General features: G+C 72.0%; 31 protein-coding genes. 14 read left to right on the forward strand and 17 right to left on the reverse strand.

The annotated features are described in order from the left end of the window. Nucleotides 1-7: 7 nt before the first annotated feature. Nucleotides 8-778, forward strand: a complete 771-nt coding sequence (locus tag EDF27_RS04070; RefSeq protein ID WP_123654990.1) for a GntR family transcriptional regulator — start codon at nt 8-10, stop codon at nt 776-778. 93 nt (nt 779-871) lie between these two features. Here EDF27_RS04070 and EDF27_RS04075 read toward each other — a convergent pair whose 3' ends face one another. Together EDF27_RS04075 and EDF27_RS04080 are read right to left on the reverse strand one after the other, a co-directional pair. Beyond that, entirely contained in the window at nt 872-1,420 is a 549-nt protein-coding gene (locus EDF27_RS04075; RefSeq protein WP_132047422.1) for a hypothetical protein, read from the reverse strand. Between the two features lie 52 nt (nt 1,421-1,472). Continuing rightward, nucleotides 1,473-1,973 carry a MarR family transcriptional regulator gene (locus EDF27_RS04080; protein ID WP_243698192.1) on the reverse strand — a complete coding sequence of 167 codons (501 nt, stop codon included), beginning with the start codon at nt 1,971-1,973 and terminating at the stop codon, nt 1,473-1,475. A 58-nt stretch (nt 1,974-2,031) separates the two neighbouring features. On the opposite strand from EDF27_RS04080, the gene EDF27_RS04085 reads away from it, so the two are divergent. From EDF27_RS04085 to EDF27_RS04105, 5 genes are all read left to right on the forward strand, one after another. After that, nucleotides 2,032-3,282 carry an FAD-dependent monooxygenase gene (locus EDF27_RS04085; protein ID WP_132047424.1) on the forward strand — a complete coding sequence of 417 codons (1,251 nt, stop codon included), beginning with the start codon at nt 2,032-2,034 and terminating at the stop codon, nt 3,280-3,282. Between the two features lie 67 nt (nt 3,283-3,349). Next, entirely contained in the window at nt 3,350-3,670 is a 321-nt protein-coding gene (locus EDF27_RS04090; protein WP_132047426.1) for a hypothetical protein, read from the forward strand. Between the two features lie 39 nt (nt 3,671-3,709). Beyond that, nucleotides 3,710-4,576, forward strand: a complete 867-nt coding sequence (locus EDF27_RS04095) for a glycosyltransferase (protein ID WP_132047428.1) — start codon at nt 3,710-3,712, stop codon at nt 4,574-4,576. A gap of 50 nt (nt 4,577-4,626) precedes the next feature. Beyond that, nucleotides 4,627-5,415 carry an endonuclease/exonuclease/phosphatase family protein gene (locus tag EDF27_RS04100; protein WP_132047430.1) on the forward strand — a complete coding sequence of 263 codons (789 nt, stop codon included), beginning with the start codon at nt 4,627-4,629 and terminating at the stop codon, nt 5,413-5,415. Further along, complete coding sequence (locus tag EDF27_RS04105) at nt 5,412-6,038, forward strand: hypothetical protein (protein ID WP_132047432.1); 627 nt, start codon at nt 5,412-5,414, stop codon at nt 6,036-6,038. The genes EDF27_RS04100 and EDF27_RS04105 overlap by 4 nt, the downstream gene beginning before the upstream one ends. On the opposite strand, the gene EDF27_RS04110 is transcribed toward EDF27_RS04105, so the two are convergent. Further along, complete coding sequence (locus tag EDF27_RS04110; RefSeq protein ID WP_243698193.1) at nt 5,995-6,378, reverse strand: MerR family transcriptional regulator; 384 nt, start codon at nt 6,376-6,378, stop codon at nt 5,995-5,997. The two genes, EDF27_RS04105 and EDF27_RS04110, sit on opposite strands and share 44 nt — an antisense overlap. A 77-nt stretch (nt 6,379-6,455) precedes the next feature. Here EDF27_RS04110 and EDF27_RS04115 point away from each other — a divergent pair, with 77 nt between their 5' ends. After that, nucleotides 6,456-7,160, forward strand: coding sequence for an SDR family oxidoreductase (locus EDF27_RS04115; protein WP_123700984.1), 705 nt, complete (start codon nt 6,456-6,458; stop codon nt 7,158-7,160). A 79-nt stretch (nt 7,161-7,239) separates the two neighbouring features. On the opposite strand, the gene EDF27_RS04120 is transcribed toward EDF27_RS04115, so the two are convergent. Continuing rightward, entirely contained in the window at nt 7,240-7,980 is a 741-nt protein-coding gene (locus EDF27_RS04120; RefSeq protein WP_123654982.1) for an alpha/beta hydrolase, read from the reverse strand. Between the two features lie 174 nt (nt 7,981-8,154). Then, nucleotides 8,155-8,685: a hypothetical protein gene (locus EDF27_RS04125; RefSeq protein WP_132047435.1), complete on the reverse strand. Its 531-nt coding sequence runs from the start codon at nt 8,683-8,685 to the stop codon at nt 8,155-8,157. 70 nt (nt 8,686-8,755) lie between these two features. Between EDF27_RS04125 and EDF27_RS04130 the strand changes: the two genes are divergently transcribed. Together EDF27_RS04130 and EDF27_RS04135 are read left to right on the forward strand one after the other, a co-directional pair. Further along, nucleotides 8,756-9,241, forward strand: coding sequence for a DUF4126 family protein (locus tag EDF27_RS04130; protein WP_123654980.1), 486 nt, complete (start codon nt 8,756-8,758; stop codon nt 9,239-9,241). 38 nt (nt 9,242-9,279) lie between these two features. Then, a complete protein-coding gene (locus EDF27_RS04135; RefSeq protein WP_132047437.1) occupies nt 9,280-9,585 on the forward strand; it encodes an EthD family reductase in 306 nt (101 codons plus the stop codon). A 4-nt stretch (nt 9,586-9,589) separates the two neighbouring features. On the opposite strand, the gene EDF27_RS04140 is transcribed toward EDF27_RS04135, so the two are convergent. Continuing rightward, nucleotides 9,590-10,576: an aldo/keto reductase gene (locus tag EDF27_RS04140; protein ID WP_132047439.1), complete on the reverse strand. Its 987-nt coding sequence runs from the start codon at nt 10,574-10,576 to the stop codon at nt 9,590-9,592. Nucleotides 10,577-10,662: 86 nt separating this feature from the next. On the opposite strand from EDF27_RS04140, the gene EDF27_RS04145 reads away from it, so the two are divergent. Beyond that, complete coding sequence (locus EDF27_RS04145) at nt 10,663-11,685, forward strand: SDR family NAD(P)-dependent oxidoreductase (RefSeq protein ID WP_132047441.1); 1,023 nt, start codon at nt 10,663-10,665, stop codon at nt 11,683-11,685. A gap of 16 nt (nt 11,686-11,701) precedes the next feature. Here the strand turns inward: EDF27_RS04145 and EDF27_RS04150 are convergent, their stop codons facing one another. Further along, nucleotides 11,702-12,247 (reverse strand): TetR family transcriptional regulator, encoded by a 546-nt coding sequence (locus tag EDF27_RS04150; RefSeq protein ID WP_132047443.1) that lies wholly within the window; start codon nt 12,245-12,247, stop codon nt 11,702-11,704. Nucleotides 12,248-12,330: 83 nt separating this feature from the next. On the opposite strand from EDF27_RS04150, the gene EDF27_RS04155 reads away from it, so the two are divergent. Then, entirely contained in the window at nt 12,331-12,531 is a 201-nt protein-coding gene (locus tag EDF27_RS04155; RefSeq protein WP_132047445.1) for a hypothetical protein, read from the forward strand. 35 nt (nt 12,532-12,566) lie between these two features. Here EDF27_RS04155 and EDF27_RS04160 read toward each other — a convergent pair whose 3' ends face one another. Next, nucleotides 12,567-13,448: an aldo/keto reductase gene (locus EDF27_RS04160; RefSeq protein ID WP_123654974.1), complete on the reverse strand. Its 882-nt coding sequence runs from the start codon at nt 13,446-13,448 to the stop codon at nt 12,567-12,569. Between the two features lie 34 nt (nt 13,449-13,482). Continuing rightward, the gene (locus EDF27_RS04165) at nt 13,483-14,067 is read right to left on the reverse strand and encodes a YdeI/OmpD-associated family protein (RefSeq protein ID WP_132047446.1); all 585 of its coding nucleotides are present in this window, start codon (nt 14,065-14,067) and stop codon (nt 13,483-13,485) included. A gap of 75 nt (nt 14,068-14,142) precedes the next feature. On the opposite strand from EDF27_RS04165, the gene EDF27_RS04170 reads away from it, so the two are divergent. Further along, a complete protein-coding gene (locus EDF27_RS04170; protein WP_123654972.1) occupies nt 14,143-14,526 on the forward strand; it encodes a hypothetical protein in 384 nt (127 codons plus the stop codon). A 146-nt stretch (nt 14,527-14,672) separates the two neighbouring features. Here the strand turns inward: EDF27_RS04170 and EDF27_RS04175 are convergent, their stop codons facing one another. Beyond that, nucleotides 14,673-16,247, reverse strand: coding sequence for an FAD-binding protein (locus EDF27_RS04175; RefSeq protein ID WP_132047448.1), 1,575 nt, complete (start codon nt 16,245-16,247; stop codon nt 14,673-14,675). A gap of 9 nt (nt 16,248-16,256) precedes the next feature. Next, nucleotides 16,257-16,784 carry an acyl-CoA thioesterase gene (locus EDF27_RS04180; RefSeq protein ID WP_123700977.1) on the reverse strand — a complete coding sequence of 176 codons (528 nt, stop codon included), beginning with the start codon at nt 16,782-16,784 and terminating at the stop codon, nt 16,257-16,259. Between the two features lie 32 nt (nt 16,785-16,816). On the opposite strand from EDF27_RS04180, the gene EDF27_RS04185 reads away from it, so the two are divergent. Then, nucleotides 16,817-17,803: an aldo/keto reductase gene (locus EDF27_RS04185; protein ID WP_123700976.1), complete on the forward strand. Its 987-nt coding sequence runs from the start codon at nt 16,817-16,819 to the stop codon at nt 17,801-17,803. A gap of 4 nt (nt 17,804-17,807) precedes the next feature. Here EDF27_RS04185 and EDF27_RS04190 read toward each other — a convergent pair whose 3' ends face one another. The 6 genes from EDF27_RS04190 to EDF27_RS04215 all read right to left on the reverse strand — a co-directional run bounded on the left by EDF27_RS04190 (nt 17,808) and on the right by EDF27_RS04215 (nt 23,137). Continuing rightward, the gene (locus EDF27_RS04190; RefSeq protein ID WP_123700975.1) at nt 17,808-18,290 is read right to left on the reverse strand and encodes an FBP domain-containing protein; all 483 of its coding nucleotides are present in this window, start codon (nt 18,288-18,290) and stop codon (nt 17,808-17,810) included. 188 nt (nt 18,291-18,478) lie between these two features. Then, nucleotides 18,479-19,252, reverse strand: a complete 774-nt coding sequence (locus tag EDF27_RS04195) for a class I SAM-dependent methyltransferase (RefSeq protein WP_123700974.1) — start codon at nt 19,250-19,252, stop codon at nt 18,479-18,481. A 20-nt stretch (nt 19,253-19,272) separates the two neighbouring features. Beyond that, complete coding sequence (locus tag EDF27_RS04200; RefSeq protein WP_185017325.1) at nt 19,273-20,178, reverse strand: helix-turn-helix transcriptional regulator; 906 nt, start codon at nt 20,176-20,178, stop codon at nt 19,273-19,275. 102 nt (nt 20,179-20,280) lie between these two features. Continuing rightward, nucleotides 20,281-21,534, reverse strand: a complete 1,254-nt coding sequence (locus EDF27_RS04205; RefSeq protein ID WP_123700973.1) for a hemolysin family protein — start codon at nt 21,532-21,534, stop codon at nt 20,281-20,283. A 57-nt stretch (nt 21,535-21,591) separates the two neighbouring features. Continuing rightward, entirely contained in the window at nt 21,592-22,419 is an 828-nt protein-coding gene (locus tag EDF27_RS04210) for a M23 family metallopeptidase (RefSeq protein WP_132047450.1), read from the reverse strand. A gap of 103 nt (nt 22,420-22,522) precedes the next feature. Beyond that, nucleotides 22,523-23,137: a TMEM175 family protein gene (locus EDF27_RS04215; protein WP_123654964.1), complete on the reverse strand. Its 615-nt coding sequence runs from the start codon at nt 23,135-23,137 to the stop codon at nt 22,523-22,525. Nucleotides 23,138-23,217: 80 nt separating this feature from the next. On the opposite strand from EDF27_RS04215, the gene EDF27_RS04220 reads away from it, so the two are divergent. Next, a complete protein-coding gene (locus tag EDF27_RS04220) occupies nt 23,218-23,712 on the forward strand; it encodes a hypothetical protein (protein WP_123700970.1) in 495 nt (164 codons plus the stop codon). The last annotated feature ends 3 nt before the right edge of the window (nt 23,713-23,715 follow it).

Here is a 23,715-nt window from a genome sequence, read left to right on the forward strand (position 1 = left end):
TGAGCACATGACGACCGCCGACGTCCTCCGGGGCCCGCTCCCCGCGCACGCAGGAGTCCCGCTCCGTGTCGCCGCGTACATGCGCATCAGCGACGCGATCCGCAGCGGCGCCATCCAGCCCGGCATCCTCCTGCCGTCCGAGGCGGAGCTGGTCGAGCTGCTCGGGGTGTCCAGGACGGTCGTGCGCGAGGCACTGATCTTCCTCGAGGAGGACGGCTTCATCCGCTCCCGCCGGGGCATCGGACGCTTCGTCGCGGAGCGCCTGCCGGTCGCCGGACTCGAGCGGATCGAGGCCCCGGAGCGCCTGCTCGTGCCCGAGGGCGGCGACGTCGAGCGGACCGAGATGGTCGTGCAGGACCGCACGGGGCTGTTCGCCGCGGAGTCGCTCGGCATCGCGGAGTCGTCGCCCTCCTGGTTCGTCGAGAGCGTCGTCCGTCGTGGCGACACGGTCGTCGGACTCGTGCAGGAGCACCTGCCGCCCGATGATGCCCTGGTCGGGGAGTTCGCCCCGGTCCGCGAGCTGATCCGGATGAGCCGTCCCGACCAGACGATGCTCGCGGCGATGTTCGACGCCGGCATCGTGCCGGGGCCCGGCACCACCGAGGTCTCGATCGGCACACCGGGCGAGACCCGCGGGCACCGGCTCGGTGTCCCTGCCGAGGAGCCCGTGCTCGTCCTGACGCGGAGCCTGCGCTTCGCGGGTCGGCCGCTCTACGTCTCGAAGACCCTGGTGAACCCGCGCGAGGCCCGGATCACCGTGACGCACGGCGCACCCTGAGTCGCGACGACCTGGACGCGCTCGACGAGGCGACGTGGACGCGCTCGACGAGGAGGCCACCACCAGCGCACGGCGCACTGACCAGCGTGCGGCCTACTGGCTCCCTGTGGGGTGACACCGCATGATCGACCCGGGCGCCGTGACACCGAGCCATGCATCGAACGTCGCGTCGCGGACCGTGCCGAGCGGCCCCGCGTACGACAATGAGAGTCCCTCGATCGACGCGAAGTCAGCACCGCGTTCCCGGGTGATCGTCACGAGCACGGTCGACGTCGAGTGCGCGGGCAGGACCGACCCGGGGAGCGCGGTGGCCCGTCGTCCGTGCACCATCGCCGCGTAGGTGCCGAAGCCGTTCGGCCCGAGATCGGTCCCCGTGACGACCCGGAGTCGGACCCGCGAGGTCCGCAGCTCCCCGGTGGCGCGTGCTCCGAGGACGGTGCGGTCGTGACCGGAGGTGTTCCGCAACGGCACGGTCACGGTCATCGTCCTCGTGAGGTCGGGGGCCTCGAAGCCGGCACAGGCGCCACCGCTGATGTCATCGAGGCGCAGCGGCTCCGACGGCCATGCGACGACTCCAGCACCTGCGGCTGCCATGACCGCGAGCGCTGACGCCCCGATGATGACGATCCGACCCCCGTGCACAGCACGACCCTAGGGGACGGCACGAGCACGGCACGACACCCCAGAACGGCGGTCAGTCCGTCGCGTCGTCGTAGATCCGGATCAGCCGGTCCAGGAACGTCTGCACCGTCGCCCGCTCCGCCGCGTCCATCCCCGCGACGAGCTCCTCGATCCCGTCGATCATCGGCAGCACGAGCGCGTACGCGCGGTCCGAGGAGCTCGACGCCGCGGTGACGACGAGCTTCCGCCCGTCGCTCGGGTGCCGGTCGCGCCGCACGTGCCCGGCGCCCTCGAGCCGGTTGAGCACGAGGGTCATCGCCGCGGTGGAGATCTCCAGGCGTCGGGCGAGCTCGGTCGGCGTCGCGGGGCCGCTCGTGATGAGGTAGTCCATGGCCTCGAGGCCCATCGCATCCACGTCGAGGGCTCGGGCGAGGTGCCGCTCGAACCGCTGCTGCCGAACGGCGACCTGTTGGACCCGGGCGCGGATGTCGTCCTCGGGCATCTCGCGGCCGTCGCGACGAGCAGACTCCCGGTCACGGCGATCGGAGCGATCAGCGGGGGGAAGCGTCGACACCCGCCCATCCTAATCGTGTACATTGCCAATCTCGTTGATAATCAAGAACCGGGGCAACATGCACAGCACGAACCGCGGCCGCGTCCTCATCTCCGGAGCGAGCATCGCCGGACCCGCACTGGCGTACTGGCTGCACCGCTACGGCTTCGCGACGGTGATCGTCGAGCGCGCTCCGGCGCTCCGGACCGGCGGGCAGAACATCGACGTCCGCGGAGCCGGGCGCGAGGTGTCGCGCCGGATGGGCATCGAGGACGACATCCGGGCGGCGACGACCGGCGAGGTCGGCACGCGCTTCATCGGACCCCGTGGTGCCACGATCGCGGAGTTCCCCGCCGGCACGACCGACTCCGGTGGCGCGACGGCCGAGCTCGAGATCCTCCGCGGCGACCTCGCACGGCTGCTCGTGGACCGCACGGAGAAGGACACCGAGTACCGCTACGGGGACCGGATCACCGGGATCGTGCAGCACGACGCCGGGAACGGCGACCCAGCGGGCGTGACCGTCCACTTCGAGCACGCCCCCGACGAACGCTTCGACCTGGTGATCGCCGCGGACGGCATCGGTTCGAGCACCCGGCGCCTGGTCTTCGGCGACGAGCCGGAGATCCGCTCGCTCGGCCTCGAGACGACCTTCGGCACGATCCCCCGGACGGACGCCGACGACGACTGGTGGCGCTGGTACAACGCCCCCGGTGGACGCTCGATCACCCTGCGGCCGGACGCCCACGGCACGATCCGCGCGACGATGTCGATCGTGACGGACCGGAAGCGGGAGCGCGCCGGCTCCGAGCGGCGGGACCTCGACGCGCAGCGCCGACACCTGCACGAGGCGTTCGCGGACGCCGGGTGGGAAGCGCGCCGCGTGCTCGCGGGGTTCGACGCCGCCGACGACCTCTACGCCGAGTCGATCGGCCAGGTGCGTGCCCCGCGCTGGTGGGACGGCCGCGTGGCGCTGGTGGGCGACGCCGCGTACTGCGCGTCGCCGGTCAGCGGGATGGGCACGAGCCTCTCGCTCACCGGCGCGTACGTGCTCGCCGGGGAACTCGCCGCGCACGTCGACCACCGCGATGCGTTCCGAGGCTACGAGCGGATCATGCGTCCGTACGTCGCCCAGGCCCAGCAGCTGCCGCCCGGGACGCCGCGCATCGCGAACCCGAAGTCGCGGCTCGGGATCGCCGTGTTCGGCGCGGCGGTGCGGATCGGAGCCACCCCGCTGGTCGGTCGCCTCGGAGAGCGGTTCTCCACACCACCCGCAGACGCGATCGACCTGCCCGACTACGCGCACCTCGAGTCGCAGGACCGCACCTGAAAGTGCCTCCACGCGCTTCCGTTTCACTGGAGTGGCAAGCAGCGCAAGCGCGGCGGAAGGAGCTCCGATGAAGCACATCAAGTACGACGGTTCGATCATCCTCACCAGTGACGACGTCGCCGACGCCGTCATCGAGTACGCGGCAGCCCTGGCGGGCGGCGACCGCGCGGACACCGTCGCGGTCCCGGCGGTGGCACACGACGGCACCATGACCACGACGAAGATCCTCATCGGCCCTGCGAGCGAGGTCGTCATCGAGGACGCCGAAGAAGACGAGCTCGAGGTCGAGAACGGCAAGTTCGTCGAACGTCTCCGCGCCGCCGCGCGCACGTTCGGGCACAGCGAGCCCATCCACGCGAACACCCGTGACGACCTGACGGACGCGTAGGCGGTCCGGCCCTCAGCACCACCTTGGTTGGGTGGAGTCATGCAGTCCCCGCCGACCGTGTCCGTCGTCATCCCGGTGCTCGACGACGCCGAGCAGCTCGCGGCGTGCCTGGCCTCCCTGGCGGCGCAGACACGGCAGCCGGACGAGGTCGTCGTGGTGGACAACGGCAGCACGGACGGCAGCGCCGAGGTCGCCCTGGCGGCGGGCGCGACGGTGCTCCACGAGCCGCGTCGTGGCATCGGCGCCGCGGCCGGTCACGGCTACGACGCGGCGCGGGGTGCGGTGATCGCCCGCGTCGACTCCGACTCGGAGTTGCCCCCGGACTGGCTGGCGAGGGCGACCCGCTGGTTCGACGACCCACTCGTCACGGCGGTGACCGGCCCGGGCAGGTTCCGTGGGCTCGGTCCGATCGCCGGCCTGTTCTGGGACGTCGCGTACATGCGTGCCTACTTCTTCCTGATGACGGGGGCGCTGGCGCGGCCGCCGCTCTTCGGCTCGAACATGCTCATGCGCCGGAGCGCCTGGCTCGCGGTCCGGCACCGTGTGCACCGCGACGACGCGATGGTGCACGACGACGTCGACCTGTCGATCCAGTTCGACCCGACGTGGCGGACGGTGCTCGACACGGGTCTGGTCGCGTCGGTCTCGGGTGCGCCGGTGCGGGACGCGTCCGGGCTGGTGGTGCGCACGGAGAAGGCGCTGCGGACGATGTGGCGGTCCGGGATGCGGGCGTTCTCCCCCGCCCGGATCATGCGCCGGGTCCTGATCGGGACCCGTCCGGTGCCGGTGGTGCGGCGCGTGGAGCACGCAGACCGGACCGACCGCGCAGACCGGACCGACCGCGCAGACCGGACCGACCGCGCAGACCCGACCGATCGGCCGGCCCCGGCCCCGGTGTCGCAGTGACGTCGGACGACCCCGTGGTCGGCCCCGTCGGGCCCCCCGCACTCCACTGCATGACCCTCAACGTCCGACGCCCGGTCCCGCACCTGCGGCGCGCCCACCCGGACGCCTGGCCCCGGCGGGCACCCGCGATCGCCACGCTGGTCCGGTCCGAAGCGCCCCACCTGCTGGCCGTCCAGGAGGCCGTGCCCGAGCAGGTGCAGCACCTCCGGACCGCCCTCGGGTCGCGCTGGCACGCCGCCGTCACCGGCCGCGGACCGTCGGGCGGCGGCGAGGGCGTGGGGTTCTTCGTCGACCAGGACCGGCTCCGCGTCGGGGACACGAGGACGATCGCGCTCGCCCGGCACCCGGAGCGCGTCGGCAGCCGCGACTGGGGTGCGCCGTTCCCGCGCATCGCGGTGCTCACCGAGCTCGAGGACCGCGTGACCGGTGTCCGGTTCCTCGCCGTCGCCACCCACGTCGACCCGTTCTCGCCGCTCGCGCAGGTCCGTTCGGCGCGGCTCCTCGGGGAGGTCGTGCACGGCGCGGGGCTGCCGACGGTGGCGATGGCCGACTGGAACGCCGGAGCGGGCTCGGCGTCGGCGCGGATCCTGACGGCTGCCGGACTCCGGGACACCTGGGACCTCGTGCCGGACGAGGACCGCCCGTCGAGCGCCGGGACGTACGCGAACTACCGGAACCCGAAGCCGCAGGGCGCGCGTCTCGACCGGATCCTGGTCCGGGAGGGGCGTGATGCGCGCGCCGCGGTCGACCGCGTCGCGATCTCGGCCCGACGCCCGGCGGACGTCTGGCCCTCCGACCACCTGCCCGTGCACGCCGTCATCCGATGGGAGGCCCCGTGACGAGCATCGTCACCACCGCCGGCCCGACCTTCCTCCGCCGCCCGCGTGGCGCCGAGTACGTCGCGGACACGCTCCGTGTCCTCACGCTGATCAGCATCCCGGTCGCCGCGATCGGCTGGGGCGCCGTGGCGTTCGCCGTGATGGCGCTCTCGCTGCTCGGGGTGGTGGTCCCCCGGGTCCTCGGCCTGCGGCCCGGGTTCGACATCGTGCTGTGCCTGCTCGCGCTCGTCGCCGGCTGGAGCAGCGTCCTCGAGTGGTACACGACGGTGTTCGGCTGGGACAAGCTCATCCACTTCCTGCTCATCGGCGCCCTGAGCATCCTCGTCGTCGTGATCGGCGCCGACGTCGGTGTCCTGCCGGACCTCCGCCGGTTGCCCCTCGTCGCGCTGGTGGTCCTCGCCGGGACCGCCGGGCTGGCGATCGGGGGCGTGTGGGAGATGTGCGAGTGGGTCGGGCACACCCACCTCGACTCGTCGATCTACGTCGGGTACGACGACACGATCGGGGACCTCGCGGCGGACACCGCCGGCGCGGTCGCCTCCGGCTTCCTGGTGCGGTGGAGCGCGGCGGACCGCCGGGTCACCGCAGTGCGGGGCAGTGCTCCGGGGTCGGGTGCTCGCTGATCGCGATGACCTCGTCGAGCCGGTCCCGAGCGGCTTCGAGCTCGAGGAGCTGGGCCGAGATCCGGTCGCGTTCGCGGGTGAGGAGCGCCGCGCTCTCCGCCGTCGCGACCCCGGCGTCCACGCATGGCATGAGCAGCGCGATCGTCCGGCTCGGGAGTCCGGCGGCGTAGAGCTGCTGCACGAGTCGCACCCGGTCGACCGCGGCCTCGTCGTACGTCCGCTGCCCCGACGCGGTGCGGTCCGCGGCGAGCAGGCCCTGTTCTTCGTAGTACCGGAGCGACCGCACGCTCACGCCCGCCCGGGCGGCGAGGTCCCCGATGCGCATCCGTTCGTCGATCACGACTTGCCCCTGACGTCCATGTGAGGTCTTAGCGTACTCCGTCGCTCCGGGAGACGCCCGGACGACGGGAGGAACCCATGGACATCGCCGGATCGGTCGCACTCGTCACCGGATCGAACCGCGGCATCGGACGCCGCTTCGTCACCCAGCTGCTCGAGCGCGGAGCGGCCAAGGTCTACGCCACGGCTCGCCGTCCCGAGCTCGTCGACATCGCCGGGGTCGAGGTGCTGCCCCTCGACATCACCGACCACGCCTCGGTCCTGGCAGCTGCGGAGCACGCGAGTGACGTGACCCTGCTCGTGAACAACGCCGGGATCGCGACGCAGTCCTCGCTGCTGACGGACGACCTGGAGAACGTGCGCCGTGAGATGGACACGCACTTCTGGGGGAACCTCGACATGGTCCGGGCGTTCGCCCCGGTGCTCGAGCGCAACGGCGGCGGCGCGATCGTCAACGTCCTGTCCGCGCTCTCGTGGTTCGCCTACCCGGGCTCAGGTGGTTACGCCGCGGCGAAGGCGGCGGAGTGGAACATGACCAACGCCGTTCGGCTCGAACTCGCGCCGAAGGGGGTGCTCGTCCAGGGCGTGCACCTCGGGGCGGCGGACACCGACATCATGGCCGGCTACGAGGGGCCGATGATCGACCCTGCGGAGGCCGCCCGCGCGGCACTCGACGGCGTCGAGCGCGACGCGATCGAGGTCGTCGTCGACGACTGGAGCGCCATGGTGAAGGCGTCACTGGCGGCCGATCCCGCGGCCCTCTACGCGCAGTTGCCCGGCTGAGCAGCGGACGGGAGGCACGGTGCCAGCCCGCACCGTGCCTCCCGCCCGGCGCTGGTCACCCCGGGACGAGCCGAGCCGGTCAGGCCATCTCGCCCGCCGGTTCCGACGCCGCAGCCGCGGCGAGGATCGCCGCCAGCGCGACCTCCGGGTGGGAGACCATCGAGACGTGCGAGGCGGCGACCTCGGTGATCGTCGACCCCGCGCGTTCCGCCATCGAGCGGAGGACCGCCGGGGGGATCACCAGGTCCTCGGTCCCGACGACCGCCCAGCTCGGACGGTCCCGCCACGAGGGCGGCCCGGACGGCGCGGTGTTGGCGCTCAGCGTGATCGGACGCTGCCGGGCCGCGATCAGGAGCCGGTCCTGTTCGGGGAGGTCCTGCGCGAAGGCCGTGTGCACGGTCTCCGGCTTGAGGAAGGCCTCGAGGTCCCCCTCCGGAGCGGTCGGGTACCCGATCAGGTCGAGCACGGTCGTCGGGTCCGGCACGTCGAGCGCCGACCCGGAACCGCCGAGGAGCTGGAAGACGAACTCGCCTTCGTCCGGGATGAAGGCGTCGACGTAGACGAGCGCCTTCACGTCCTCGCTGAAGGTCGCGTTCGTGATCACGAAGCCGCCGTAGGAGTGCCCCACGACGACGACCGGTCCGCTCGTGCGCTGCGCGACGAAGGACGAGATGTACTCGGCGTCACTCGCGACGCCGTGCAGCAGGTTGGGCGGGACGAGGACGGTGTAGCCCTGTTCCTGCAGCGGAGCCGTGACGAGGTCCCAGCTGGACCCGTCGGCCCAGGCGCCGTGGACGAGGACGATGGTCGGTTTCGGCATGCGTGTTTCCTCACGTTCCGCCCCGGAGGGCGCGCCGCCGCTGGGCGGCAGGACGTATCCCCTCGGGCGACGGGACACGGGAGAGGCCGGGCGTCACGTGGCGACCGCGCGGTCATGAGGGTTCATCGAACGTTCGGAGGCTACTCCGGCAGCCGCGCGCGCAACAGACCCGGCTCAGTCGGTCGTCGGCTCCGGGATCGCGGCTTCGCGGCGGAGGATCGCGGCGGCGACGCGCGCCCGGGGGATCACGACGACGGCAGCCCAGAGCGCGAGGCCGACCCAGAGACCGGACAGCAGCACGGTGATGAGGGTGCCGTGCACGTCACGCATCGACCAGGTCATCGCGGTCCAGAACACGGCGAGCACGATCTTCCCCCAGCCGGCGCGCTGCCGTTCGGCCTGGGCGACGAGCAGCGGCACCCACACCTGCACGGGGACGTCCGAGGGCACCCGGCCGTCGGAGATCCACCGCTGGACGGCGCTGGCCCGCTCGTACCCGCCGTCGATGCGCCAGGAGCGCAGCAGCAGGAAGACACCGATCCCGGCGCCGAGCACCGCGGCGGGGACACCGACCGACACCAGCACGTTCGTGGTCGCAGCGGTCCAGGAGGACAGGACGAGCATGGTGAGCACCACGGCGAAGGCCGCGCCGGCCACCGCGTTCCCGAGCAGCCGCAGCCGCCCTGCCTCGTCGATCACTCCCACGGGACCATGACTACACCAGTCCGCTCGGAGCCCCCGCCCGTCCCAGGCTGGCGTGGGTAGCGTCGGGCCCATGGCGAAGAACACGAAGCACACCGGGACCAAGGCACTGCTGCTCGGGATCCTGTCCGGCGGCCGCAGCGCGACCCCGCTCGCACTGCTGGCGCTGAACCGCGACCGCAAGGAGCTCTCCGGCGCGTGGCAGGACTGGCCGGCGTTCCGCACGCCGCTCGGCCGCGGCCTGCTGGTGGCGGGAGCGATCGGCGAGCTCATCGGGGACAAGCTCCCCGTGACGCCGAGCCGGATCGCCGCCGCGGGCCTGATCGGACGTGCCGCGTCCGGTGCGTTCGTCGGACTGGCGATCGGGACGACCGGCAAGCGCGACCGCCGTGTCGAGGGTGCCGTGCTCGGCGCCGTCGGGGCGATCGTCGGCAGCTACGCCGGGTACCTCGCGCGGAAGGCCGTCGGCAAGACCACGGGCCTGCGCGACCCGCTCGTGGCGCTCGCCGAGGACGCCGCGGTGATCGCGGGCACGACGAAGGTGCTCACCACGCGCTGAGCCGTGCGGGTTCCGGCGAACGGGTGTGTGATGAGGGCATGACGACCAAGATCGAACTCATCGTGGACGACCTCGACGACACCGAGGCGTTCGACGCCCAGCTCCCCGGGCTGCTCGACCTCGCCCGGGCACTGCCGGCACTCCAGCGTCTGGAGTCCGGCAAGGTCTGGCCGAAGGAGGACGGCACCGCGCGCCCGGCGCACCGCTCCCTCGACCTGTACTTCGTCGGCTACGACGAGGCCTCGGCGGCGACGTCCTCCCCCGAGGGCGCCGCGTTCTTCCCCGCGTTCATCGGCGCCGCCGGCGGGAAGGTGACCGGGCTCTTCACCGACGTCGAGGAGTGACCCGTCACCACCGGGGCTGGACGGTGGCGCGGAACCAGCGGTCGTAGAGGTCCTGCACGGTGGCGTCGAGCCCCGGCAGGGTATCGAGTCCGAGGGAACCCGCCGCGGCGTTCGAGCGTGCCTGCTCGGCGTTCCGGGCACCGGGGATCGCCGCGGTCACACCGTCCTGGGCGACGACCCACGCCAGCGCCGCCTGCGGGACCGAGACGCCCTCGGGCAGCGACGCCGCGAACTCCTGGGCGGCGCGGACGCCGTCCTCGAAGGGCACACCGCTGAAGGTCTCGCCCTGGTCGAACGCCTCGCCGTGCCGGTTGTAGGAACGGTGGTCCTGCGGGGCGAACTCGGTGTCGGTCGTGTACTTGCCGGAGAGCAACCCCGATGCCAACGGGACGCGCGCGAGGATGGCGACCCCTGCCTCCCGAGCGGCGGGGAGGACCGCGTCCAGCGGCTTCAACCGGAACGCGTTCAGGATGATCTGGACGCTCGCCACACCGGGCCGGGCGATGGCGGAGAGCGCCTGGTCCGCGGTCTCGACGCTGACGCCGTAGGCGGCGACCGATCCGTCGTCGACGAGTGCGTCGAGTGCGTCGTAGACGGCGTCGTCCTCGATGACCGCCGTCGGCGGGCAGTGCAGCTGGACGAGGTCGAGCGTGTCCTGCTGCAGGTTCGCCCGCGACCGGTCGACCCACTCGCGGAAGTTCGCCGCGACGTAGTTGGCGGGGACCTGGTCGACCCGGCGGCCCATCTTGGTCGGGACCGTGACGTCGGCGTCCGGGTTCGCGCGGAGCCACCGGCCGATCAGGGTCTCGCTGCGGCCGTCGCCGTAGACGTCGGCGGTGTCGAAGAGGGTGACGCCCGACTCCGCTGAGGCGTCCATCACGGCGAAGGCGTCCTCGTCTGCGACGGGACCCCAGTCACCGCCGAACTGCCAGGTGCCGAGACCGATGACGGAGGACTGACGGCCGGTACGGCCGAGGGTGCGACGCTGCATGCCGATGACGGTAGTCGGCGTTCGCTGTGCCGATTCTTGGTTCAACACTGTTGAGCCGGAGCGTTCAACGGTGTTGAATGACCGGCATGAGCAACGACGACATCACCCTCACCGCCGGATCCACCATCGGGACGTGGCTCGCCCATCCCGTCGGCGGTGACCTCATCCGCGGACTGCTCGCGCAGGCCGGCGTCGGGGAGGAGATGCTCGCGCCGGTGCGGACGCTCCCCCTGCAGCAGATGGTCGCGATGTCGAACGGGCAGATGCCGCAGTCCGCGGTCGACGACCTGGTCCGTGCCGCGAACGGCGGCGAGATCCCGGAGCCGTCCGACGACGGCGCGTGGAAGGAACAGGTCACCGCGGGCCGGTTCGGCGGCAAGACGGTGGTCGTGACCGGCGCCGCCTCCGGGATCGGGCGTGCGACGGCGTCCCGCATCCTCCGGGAAGGGGGCCGCGTCGTCGCCGTGGACGTGTCCGCCGAGCGGCTGGCGTCGCTGGCTGCGTCCGCCACCTCGTTCGACGGTGAGGTCGTCACGGTGACCGGTGACATCACCCAGCAGGACGACGTCGACGTGATCGTGGCCGCTGCGGGCGGACGGATCGACGCGCTCGCCAACATCGCCGGGATCAACGACGACTTCTCCCCGCTGCACGAGACCAGCGACGCGATGTGGGACCGGGTCATCGGGGTGAACCTCACCGGGGCGTTCAAGCTCTCCCGCGCGGTGCTGCCCGTGATGCTGGCGGCCGGCTCCGGCTCGATCGTGAACGTCGCGTCCGAGGCCGGGCTCCGCGGCAACGCCTCCGGGAACGCCTACACGGTGTCCAAGCACGGTGTGGTCGGGCTGACGAAGAGCGCCGCCTTCATGTACGCGCAGCAGGGCATCCGCGTGAACGCCGTCGCCCCGGGCGGCGTCGCGACCGGGATCCCGATGCCGCCGCACGTGTCGGAGGTCGGGGCAGCGCGGCTCGGGCCGTTCCAGGCGGCGATCCCGTCGCTGGCGACCGCCGAGCAGCTCGCGGCGTCGATCACCTTCCTGCTGAGCGACGACGGGGTCAACATCAACGGTGCGGTGCTCGCGTCGGACGGTGGCTGGTCCGTCCAGTGAGGTCGGTGCGCGTCGACTACCGGGGCGTGACGAGGTCCTGCACCACGCGGCCGTAGCGTTGCGCCAGGTCCGACCGGTCGGCGGCGAGCAGCGTCTCGTCGCCGACCACCCACAGGGCGTAGAGCAGCCCGCCGACCGTGGCGGCCGCGAGCGATGCGCGGAGCTCCGCGTCCGGCCCGCTCATGCGTTCGCGGAGCGGGTCGACGACCGACCGGAGGTGCTGGCGCCGGAGCTCCGAGCCGACCTCGTCCGAGTCGCTGGCGTGGATGAGCGCCAGGAAGGTCGAGCGGACCTCCGGCTCGGTGCCGAGCAGGTACCCGATGAACCGCTCGCCGATCGTCTCGACCGTGCCCTCGGTGAGCGGGAAGTGCGGCAGCCGACCGGCCATCGCGGCGACGAACAGGCCGTCCTTCGAGCCGAAGTGGTGGATGACGAGTGCGGCGTCGGCCCCGGCGTCGCGGCCGATGTCACGGAGCGAGGTGCCGCCGTACCCGTTGGCCACGAACAGCCGGCCGGCGGACGCGAGGATCGCCGCACGCTTGGTCCGAGGCTCGTCCGTCACGCTCGAATCGTAGTCGGGGGTCCTGCTGGTCGGTGTACCGACGGTGTCTCCCTCCCGGCGCCGTGCGCTCCTACGGTGGCGGGATGGACGAAGACAGGAGCGCGCACCTCGTGCGCACTCGCCTCTCGTTCGGGCAGCGCATCGCGACGTGGTGGACGGTGAGCACCGAGATCCACGAGCTCACGCGGGACCGCGAGCGGGAGGAGCGCGTGCGCGCGGAGGCAGCGGTGCGGTTGGCGCCCGGCCCGTGGGCGATCGCCGACCTGTTCCGCCGCCGCCGCTGACGCCGCCGCTGACGCCGGCGCCGCGGCGTCGCCGCTCAGTTCCCGAGCCGGGACAGCTCCTCGAACTCCTCGTCGGAGAGCGTGACGTTCGCACCCGCGAGGTTGTCCTCCAGGTGCGCGACGCTCGACGTCCCGGGGATCGGCAGCACGACCGGCGACCGCTTGAGCAACCACGCGAGGGCGAGCTGCGCGGGCGTCGCGTCGTGCTGCTTCGCCAGGTCGGTCAGGGGCGAGTCCTCCCCGGTCAGCCCACCGGTGGCGAGCGGGAACCACGGGATGAACGCGATGCCCTGGTCGGTGGACCAGTCGAGGAGCTCCTCGGCGTCGCGCTTCTGCAGGTTGTAGAGGTTCTGCACGGAGACGATCGTGGCGATCTCCTGCGCGGCCTGCACCTCGTCGACGGACACCTCGGAGAGTCCGATGTGCCGGATCTTGCCCTCGTCCTGGAGCTTCGCCAGCTCCCCGACCTGGTCCTCGAGCGGGACCTTCGGGTCGATGCGGTGCAGCTGGAACAGGTCGATGCGCTCGAGCCCGAGGCGGCGGAGGCTCATCTCGGCCTCCTGGCGGAGGTACTCCGGGCGACCCACCGGCGGCCACTCGTTCGGACCGGTGCGGGTCAGGCCGGCCTTCGTCGCGATCACGATGTCGTCGCCGTAGGGGTGCAGCGCCTCGTGGAGCAGGTCCTCGGCGACGTACGGGCCGTAGCTGTCGGCCGTGTCGAAGAAGTCGACGCCGAGCTCGACGGCACGCTTGAGGACACGGATGGCCTCGTCGTGGTCCTTCGGCGGCCCCCACACGCCGGGTCCGGTGAGCTGCATCGTGCCGTAGCCGAGTCGATTGACCTCGAGGTCGCCGCCGATGCGGAAGGTGCCGGAGGCGTCAGCGGGACGGGTGGTGGTGTCAGTGCCAGTCGTCATCAGTCCGGTGTACGCCGTGCGGTGACGAGCCCGCTCAGCGCGCAGGTCGCGGGTACGGGGTCTCGCCCCGCTCCAGCATCCCGACGAGCTTGGTGAGCCGGTTCGTCCGCGCGGTCGCACTCGGCGCGGAGGTGATCCGGAACAGCACGGCGTACCGGTTCGTGCGGTCGAGCTCGTCGAACAGGGCAGCGGCTGCGGGGGACGCGTCGAGCGCCGCCCGGAGGTCCTCCGGCACGGTCGCCCCGGCGGCACCCGCGTACGCCCGGTCCCAGCGCCCGTCGGCCTTCGCCCGGTCCACCTCTGCCTGGCCGCGGGCGCGCATCCGCCCGTCCGCGACGAGCGTCGCGACGAGGCCGATGTTCCGCTCCGACCACAGGGACGCCTTCCGCCGCGGGGTGAACCGCTGCAGGAAGGTGGCGGCGTCCAGGGAGCGCTTCTGCCCGTCGATCCACCCGGAGCAGAGCGCCTCGTCGAGCGCTTCGGCGTAGGTCACCGAGGTCGGTTCCGTCGTCCCCTTCTTCGCCAGGACGAGCCACACCCCGTCGGACTCGTCGTCGTGCGCGACGAGCCAGTCCCGCCAGGCGGTGGCGTCGGCGACGACGAAGGGATCGATGTCCATGGCGCACATCGTAGGACTCGCGCGACTACCGTCTCCCACAACCGGCCCACAGGGGCCACGAAGGGAACACTCATCATGAGCAGCACTTCTGCTTCTGGCCGTCCGACGTCGGTCACCATCTCGTTCGTCCTCTGGCTCATCACGGTCCTCATCGGCATCATCGGCGGCATCGTGAGCCTGTTCTCGTCGGGCTCGCAGGCAACGGACTCGATGGGCACGACCGCCGTCGTGATCGGCGGCGTCATCGGCATCGTGATCGCACTGGTCCAGCTGTTCATCGTGTTCCGGATGCGCGACGGCCGGAACTGGGCGCGCATCGTGCTGCTGGTCCTGGCGATCCTGCAGGTCCTCGGCGTCGTGAGCGCGTTCAGCATCGTCGGCACGATCGGCCTCATCGCCGTGATCATCGCCACGATCCTGATGTTCCTCCCCGCGTCGAACGCGTACTTCCGCCGCTGACGCGTCGCGCTCGCGGCGCTCGCGGCCCCCGCACCCTCGTGCGCCCGCACCGCGGCACAACCAAGACCGGCTCGCACCACGGGAACTCGTGGTGCGAGCCGGTTTCGGTTGTGCGGAGCCGATCGGCACCGCGGACGGGGCGCGGCTCACACCCAGTCCGGCTGCGCGAACACCCCGCCGGGGTCGACCTGCTCCGCGATGCGGTGCAGCCGCGAGGTGTTCACGTCGAAGTACGCGGACGGGTCCGTGATCGCCGCGTCGCAGTAGTTCGCGTAGGCGCCGGAGCCCCACGCGGGCGTCATCGCCTTGCGGAAGCCCCGGACGTAGGCATCGAACGGCGCCGGGTCGGCTCCGTCCCGGAACGCCGCGGTGTACTGCACCGTGCAGAGCGCTGACCGCCACGGGAAGGCACTGTCCGTCCGCCCCACGTCCGACACGACGCCGCCGAGGGCATCGAGCGCGACCCCGCCCTCGGTCAGTCCCGAGACGTGCGACGCGGCCGCAGCGTGCTGCACGAGCAGGTCGATCTGGGAATCGGTCAGTGCCGCCGATCCGATCGAGGACGTGGCCGACTGGGACACGCGCTGCGCTCCCCCGCCGAGCTTCGCCATCGCCGTCCCGTAACTCATGTCGGTCGCGGTATGTGTCGTCGGCGTCACTCCGACCGACTGGATGAAACCGTCGACGGAGGTGTCCGCCCCCGATTTCTCGCCGGTCCAGACCCCGGTGATGGTCACGGTCGGCGTGCTGTGCCGGGAACCGCCGAGCAGCTTCAGGGTCGACCAGAGCTTCGGGTCCGCCTTCGGCGCCCACGCCTGCCAAGCGCGTACCACCCGCGCGGCGGCCGACCAGGGGAAGACGATGGTGACGAGCAGGACGGGAGGCGCGGGCTGGGTCCGGAACGTCATCGACGTCACGACGCCCACGGTTCCGCCGCCCCCGCCGCGGCAGGCCCAGAACAGGTCCGGTTCGCTCGTGGACGAGACCCGGTGCACGGCGCCGTCCGCCGTCACGAGCGTGACGCCCGTGAGTTGGTCGCACGTCAGACCGAACGAGCGGACGAGCACGCCGACACCGCCGCCGAGCGTGAGTCCGCCGATGCCGACGGTCGGGCAGGAGCCGGCCCCGATCGCCCGGCCGGCCTTCGCGAGCGCCGCGTAGACGTCACCGAGCTCGGCGCCCGGGCCGATCGTGACCGAGTCGCCGGACACCTCGATGCCGTCGAGCGCCGCCGTGCTGATCACGAGCGAGCGCGGGACGTCCGTGCCCGAGGCCCCGCCCGCCGACCAGCCCGTGTACGAGTGACCGCCGGAGCGGAGCGCCACCGGGGTGTTCGTGTTCCGCGCGAAGGCCAGACCTGCCGTGACGTCGTCCGCGTTCGCGACGCGGAGGATCCCCTGCGGATCGGCGTCGTCGTAGCGAGGGTTCCGGAGGACGCGTGCACCGTCCCATCCCTGCGAGCCGGAGCGGAGGAGCGTGCCCGTCGTCGCGGCGGCGAGGGCGGACCAGGTCGTCGGCCCGGTCGTCGTGGACGGCGTCGGACCCGGCGTCCGGGACGGGGTGGGCGTCGAGGACGGTGACCCCGTCGGTGTCGGGGACGGCCCGGAGCAGGCGGCGAGCACACCGGCGATGCCGAGTCCGACGCCGCCGGCGATGAGCGCCCGTCGCGTGGTGGTGGTCGTGCTGGGGGTGCTCGTGCTGCCTTCGCGCGGTTCCGTCACCGCACCTGTCTACCCCGTCGCGGAGCTGATCCGGACGGCTGCGGCCCAGTCGTGCACCCACGCCGGCAGTACGAGGTCCGACGGTGCACCGCCGAAGACGTCGAGGAGCTCCTCGGTCGACACCGTGCCGCCGGTGACCCGGAGGAAGCGCGCCTGGACGACCGCCCGCGCCACGACGGTGCCGCGCCGCAGGAACGTCTGCTCCATGTACGCCGATCGCTCGTCCACGCCGAGCACCCGCGTCACGAGTTCGAACCGCTGCCCGAGCGTCAGCGACCGCTTGTACGTGATCGTCTGCGCGGCGACCACCGGGTACCAGCCGCGGTCCGACAGCTCCTGCCAGAAACCGGAGCGGATCATCAGGTCCATCCGCCCGAGGTCGAGCATCGAGAGGTACTTCCCGTTGTTCACGTGCCGCAACGGGTCGAGGTCCGTCGGGACCACCCGGAACGGCGTCCGCGCCTCGTCCCAGAGCGACAGGCGCGAGGCGCGGCGCGTGCGGAGGCGCAGGAGCAGCAGACGGAAGTACAGGTTCACGCTCTGATCACAGCACGAGTAGACCGGGGAGCATGCAGACACGCAAGCTCAACGACCTCGACGTGGGAGCGATCGGCCTCGGCACGATGGGGATGAGCGCCTTCTACACGGGCGCCGGCACCGACGACGACGAGTCGGTGCGCACCATCCACCGTGCGATCGACCTCGGCGTCACCCTCTTCGACACCGCAGAGGCCTACGGGCCGTACACGAACGAGGAGCTCCTCCGCCGGGCCCTCGCCGACCGCCGCGACGACGTCGTGATCGCCACGAAGTTCGGGCTGATCACCCACACCGCCGACGAGATCACGCCGAGCAGCCAGCGCGGCATCAGTTCGTCACCGGAGTCCGTGCGGATCGCGCTCGAAGGGTCGCTCCAGCGCCTCGGGACCGATCACGTCGATCTCTGGTACCAGCACCGCGTCGACCCGGACGTCCCCATCGAGGACGTCATCGGCCAGCTCGCTCAGTTCGTCCAGGAGGGCAAGATCCGCCACATCGGGCTCTCCGAGGCGAGTGCCGCGACGATCCGGAAGGCGCACGCCGTCCACCCGATCACGGCGCTCCAGAGCGAGTACTCGCTCTGGACGCGCGACCCCGAGGGCGAGGTGCTCGACACCCTCCGCGAGCTCGGCATCGGGCTGGTGCCGTACTCGCCGCTCGGCCGCGGGTTCCTCACCGGTGCGATCACGAAGCCCTCCGACCTCGACGCCGACGACTTCCGCCTGGCGAACCCCCGGTTCCAGGAAGAGGCCTTCGCCACGAACATGCGCATCGTCGACGAGGTCAAGCACGTCGCGGACGAGGTCGGTGGGACGCCGGCGCAGGTCGCGCTCGCCTGGCTCCTCGCCCAGGGCGACGACATCGTCCCGATCCCCGGGACGAAGCGCGTCAGCCGCCTCGAGGAGAACGTCGGCGCGGCCGACCTCACCCTCTCCGCCGAGCAGGTGGAGCGGCTGTCGGCGCTGCCGGCCCCGACCGGCGACCGCTACCCCGACATGTCGACGATCGGGCGGTAGCGGCTCAGACGTCGGCGGCGAACCCCGCCGCTCGCAGCTGCAGGTCCTCGATGCGCCGGAGGCGGGCCGCCTCCACGTCGAAGCCCTCGTAGGCGAGCGGCGGGGTCTGCCGGACGTTCCGTGAGCACTGGAAGTCCTGGCAGACGAGCGTCCCGACCGTGTTGCCGTTCCGTCCCGCCTTGCCGGACCGCTTCGCGCTGTAGAACACGACGTCGTTCGGGAGCTTCACGTCCTGGCACCAGGTGCACTGTGCGCGGGAGCGCGGCGATGCCTCGGCCTGCCGGAAGAGGATCCCGACGAGTTCTCCGTCGAGCGTCGGCACGACGACGTACGCGCGACGGCCGATCTTCGGGTCGCGCCAGCCGAGGTAGTCCAGGTCCTCGAACGACAGGGTGTCGAAGTCGGCGGGCAGCGTGATGTCGCTGGTCTCCTTGCGGGAGGCGTTGACGAAGGACGCGCGGATGGTGGTCTCGCTGATGGGCAGCATGGGGTGAGCCGTTCTGTGATGTCGTCCGGGGCGCTGGTCGGCGCCGCACCGGGCGGTTCTTCCGAGGATGGGTCGACGAGTGCGGCCGTGTCGGACGACACAGCCGGGGGCGTCAGGCCCTGATGCCGGCTGGGGCGCCGACGACCTCCTCGGGATGGTTGCTCACGACACCAGCCTACGAGGGCCTGTCAAGGGCGACCCGTGACGAGCACGAGCGACCCGTCGTAGGAGGGCTGCACCCGGAGGGGACCGTGGCGGTCGTCCCACGCACCGGACTCCAGCGCCGTGCGGAGTGCGGCGACCGAGCGGGCGGCACTCATCTCGTCGACGAAGGCCCACGCCGAGTTCGCCCGGCGCGCTCCGGGATCGAGCAGCCGCTCGGGCCGGCCGTAGTACGCCTCGGAGAATCCGTCGACGCACGTGAACGGGATGGGCAGCCGGGTCGTCGTGACCTCGCCGCCCAGTGCCGCGGCGATCCGGTCGAGCGCGGGGTAGCGGCGGGCCTCGGTGGCCATCACGTCGGGGGCGTACTCGGCGAGCCAGTAGTCCTGGACGCGCTCGGGGTCGCAGGTCATCACGACGACCGGGCCCCGTGTGACCCGACGCATCTCGGCGAGACCGCGCTCGACGTCCTGCCACTGGTGCACGGAGAACGTCGTCATCGCGGCGTCGAACGTGTCGTCCTCGAAGGGCAGGTCCTCCGCGGTGGCGTCGATCGCCCGGGCGAGCTCCGGCGGACGCTGGGCGCGCATCGACTCCGAGGGTTCGACGGCGGTCACGTCCCGGTCACGGGGTTCGTACGAACCGGCACCGGCGCCGACGTTGAGCACCGTGCGGGCGTCGCCGAGTTCCTTCGCGATCGCCCGGCCGAAGGACGGCTCGGGGCGGCGGTAGCGGCCGTACCCGGCGCCGATCGCGCCGTAGTCCGCGTCCCCCGCTGAGCCGTCCGCAGTCCTCGTCACGCCGTCAGCCTACGGCCGGGTCAGTCGACCGACTCGGACTCCGCTTCGCGCAGGGCGGCGACACGCTCCGCACGCTCGGTCGCGGCCCACGTCCCGAGGAGCGCGAGCGAACGCTCGGAGGACGACCCGGGCTCGGCGCTGTACGTGAACATCGTCAGCCCGGGGTCGGCGACGAGGTCGAGTGCCTCGTAGTCGAGCTCGAGGTCGCCGACGACGGGGTGGGCGATCCGCTTCTTGCCGGTGCGGTGCAGCCGGACGTCGTGCTCGGCCCACCACGTGCGGAACTCCTCGCTGCGGGTGGAGAGCTCCCCGACGAGCGTCACGAGGCCGGGCTCGCAGGGGTTCGCGACGGCGGCGGCGCGGAGGATCGCCACGGAGTCCCGGGCGGTCTGCGGCCAGTCGATGAAGAACGAGCGCGCAGCGGGGTCGAGGAACGTGAAGCGTGCGGAGTTCACGGGGCGACCGGGGCCGGCGAACATCGGTGCGTACAGGGCCCGGCCGAGCTCGTTCGCGGCGAGGACGTCGCCGCGCTCGTTCCGTACCCACGCCGGCGCACCGGTGATCGCGTCGAGCAGCCGCTGCACGCCGGGACGGATCCGGGTCGGCATGGTCTTGTGCATCATCTTCACGCCGGAGTTCGCCAGGCGGGCGAGGTCCCAGAGGTGCGTGCGCTCGTCCGTGTCGAGCTGCAGTGCTCCGGCGAGGCCCTCGAGCACGCTGTCCGAGACGCCCTTCAGCGTGCCGCGCTCGAGCCGCGTGTAGTAGTCGACGCTGACGCCAGCGAGCATCGCGACCTCGTGCCGACGGAGTCCGGGTACCCGCCGTACTCCCCCGCCGAAGGACGGCATGCCGGCCTGCTCGGGGGTGATCCGCGCCCGCCGCGAGGACAGGAAGTCGCGGATCTCGTTGCGCACGTCGATACCCATGGTCCACAGGCTACGTCGTGGCGCCTGGCGCGAGGCAGGTACCACCGCAACCCGTCACCTGACGGGAGGCTCGTGGCGGCGTCGCCACGGGCCTCCCGTCCGTCATCGGGTCGCGGTCTCCCTGATGGCGACGCGTGCGACGCGGTGACCGTCCATGCGGGTCACCTCGAGACGGTGGTCCCCCACCTCGACGACGTCACCGACCTCGGGGACGCGGTCCAGGTGCACCTGCACCAGGCCGCCGACCGTCTCGTAGTCCCCGTCCGGCAGTGCCGGCCCGCCGTCCGCGACGAGGTCCTCGAGCACCGTGGCGCCGTCCACGTCACCGGTCGCGCGGACCGGGGCGTCGTACTCGTCGCGGATCGGACCGACGAGGTCCTCGAGCAGGGCCTCCAGCGTGACCATGCCGGCGCTCCCGCCGTACTCGTCGACGACCAGCGCGATCTGCGTGCCCGCGGTCCGCATCTCGGCGATCGTGCTCGACAGGGACTTCGTCTCCGGGAACGCGACGATCGGCCGGCTGATGGTGCGGACGTCGGCGCCCGGATCGACGGGCCGGAGCAGGTCGCGGAGGTGCACGAATCCGGTGACCTCGTCGCGGGAGCCGTCCGTCACGACGTACCGCGTGTGGCCGAGGTCGAGTGCGGCGTCGGTGGCCTCGGCGATGCTCTGCCGGCCGTGCAGGGTCGCGACGTCGTACCAGGGGCGCATCGACTCGCGGAGGATCCGGCCCTGGGCGTCGAGCGCGCTGCGGGCGATGCGGCGCCCCTGCTCGTCGATCGCGTCGTGCTCCGACACCAGCCCGCGGAGCTCCTCGGTGCTCATCGACTCGCTCCGGGCGTCCGGGTCCCCGCCGAGCAGCCGGACGACCGCGTCCGTGCTCCGCGACAGCACCCAGATCGCCGGGCGCATCAGGGTCGCGAAGCGGTCGAGCGTCGGCGCGACGAGCATCGAGAAGCCCTCGGCGCGCTGCAGTGCCAGGCGCTTGGGGACCAGCTCGCCGAACACGAGCGACAGGTAGGCGATGACCAGGGTCATCGCGATCAGGGCGACGGTCTCCGCCGTGCCGGTCGCCAGACCGAGCCCGACGAAGAGCGGTGCGACGTCCGGTGCGATCGAGGACGCACCGTACGCGGCGGAGAAGAAGCCGGCGACGGTCACGCCGATCTGCACGGCGGAGAGGAAGCGGTTCGGGTCACGGCCGAGTGCGGCGACCCGGGCACCGCGGCTCCCCCGGTGCTCGAGCTGCTGGAGCTGGGATTCGCGGAGGGACACGAGCGCGATCTCGGCGGCGGCGAACACCCCGCCGACCAGCACGAAGACGACGACGAGTCCGAAGGCGATCCAGGTGTCCACACCTGTGATCCTGCACAGGTTCGCTGGGTGACCGGCCCGGAACCCCTGAGGAAGCGTCTAGAGCGACCGGCCCGTGTGCGACTCGATCCACGCGCGGGGGTCGACCGGCAGCGTGCCGTCCATCAGCACCTCGAGGTGCAGGTGCGCGCCCGTGGACACACCCGAGGAACCGACGTTGCCGACGAACTCGCCGGCCTCGACGCGGTCGCCGACCTTGAGCGGCGACGAACCGGGGATCATGTGGCCGTACAGCGTGGAGACCTCGCGCCCGTCGACCACGTGGTCGATGACGACGGCGTTGCCGTAGGAGAAGTACGTCCCCGAGACCCGCACGGTCCCCGCGGCGACGGCACCGATCGGGGCGCCCATGCCCGGGTTGAAGTCGAGGCCCTGGTGCAGCGACGAGCACGCGGCGCAGGGGGCCGGGCGGTAGCCGAAGCTGGAGCTCATCCGGACCTGGGTCGGGAACGGCGAGCGGACCTCCCCGCCGAGGGTGACCTCGGCGCCGGGGGTACTGCCGCCGCTGCCGCCGACCGTGAAGCCGTCGCGCGTCGTGGTGGCCGTGGCGACCGCCTGGGTCACGGCGAAGTCCTGCGTGCGGACGATCGGGGCGAGGGTCGAGGTGGCGCTCGAGGTGCCGGCGCTCGCGTGGGCCGGCATCGCGGATGCGGCGAACATCGCGACCGCGGCGATCGCGCTGGTGAGCGTGATGCGGCTGGTGCGCTGCTTCGTGGTGGTCGGCGCGGGCTGCTTCGGCACGGGCCGCCGACGCTTCGCTGCTGCTGCTGCTGCTGCCGCCGCCCGCTCTGCCGCGAGGGCAGCACGACGCGAGTGGTGCACGACCGGGGAGTCGGGCTGCTGGTCTGCGTCGAGTGGTGTCGTCATGGCCGCAGACCATTCTGCACGAACCTGTCCGGTTGTACAGCCCCCAGTCGGCGTCACCTGTCGCGTCACCGGTCGGGGTCACCGGTCGCGTCACCGGTCGGGGTCACCGGTCGTGGAGACGACGCTCCAGCCAGTTCGACAACCAACCGGCCGGGACGAGCAGCAGCAGCCAGTACGCTCCGCCACCCGGCACGAGCACCGCGCCGACGAGTGCCACCACGAGCGCGATGAACGTCACGGTGCCGTCCACCGGGTGGAGCATCGCGCGGCCGTCCTCGCGGATGAGCGCCGGGTCGCGCCAGACCGTCCACTGCATCACGGTCATGCTCAGGCTCGCCATCGCGATCGTCCCGATGTAGAGCGCGTTCACACCGCGGTCGTGGGTCGTCTGGGCGATGAGGTTCGACGAGAACGGCAGGAACGCGATGCTCGCCAGCCAGACGAAGTTCACGCGCAGGACGATGTTCGAGTAGGACTGCGTCGCCTCGAACAGTCGGTGGTGGGAGAGCCACAGGCGCGAGATCACGACGAAGCTGACGAAGAACGCGATGATCGTCCCGACGTTCTCCCCCAGGAGCTTGCCGAGCGACTCGTGCTCGATGTCGTCGGCGACGTCGACGAGCGGCAGGAGCAGCAGCGTGATCGCGATCGCGACGGTCGCGTCGGAGAAGTTGACCAGCCGGTCGAGACCCCGGTCGGTGCGCAGCATCCGTGCCATGCCGCCAGCCTAGGGCGCGGGCGGGCGTGTCGGCCCGCAGATCAGTAGTGTCCGAGGAGCAGCGAGCGGAAGGACCCCTCATGGCCCGAACGCCCCGGGAACGCCACGAACCGATCGACCTCCAGCACGCCGAGGTCGTCCTGGCCGGCACGCAGGACCTCCTGCCGGTGCTCCGCGTCGCAGCGGTGCGCGCCGGCGTCGATGCCGCACGGCTGCGGGTGGTCGGCGTCGACGACCTGCCGGATCCCGCGGAGACCGGCAACGCCGAACTCGCGGTCATCGCGATCCGGCGCCCGGGCGACGACCCCGCCTTCCACCGCGCGCACGAGGCGGCGGAGACGATCAGCCCGCTCCTCGCGCCGCACGCGGTCCGCATCGTCGTGACCGTGTCCGGTGCCACCCGGCTCGCGCCGAAGCTGGAGCGCACGCTGACGACCGAGGTGTTGCACCAGATGGGTGCCGCCGCGGCGCCGACCGGCTTGAAGCGGCCGTTCCGGAACCTGCGGATGCGGCTCGGGCTCGCGGCGCTGCAGACCGCCGGCGTGCGGGTGTTCCGCGTCACGATCGGCCACTGAGCA

The organism is Curtobacterium sp. PhB136, assembly GCF_004346855.1.
Taxonomy (GTDB): Bacteria; Actinomycetota; Actinomycetes; order Actinomycetales; family Microbacteriaceae; genus Curtobacterium.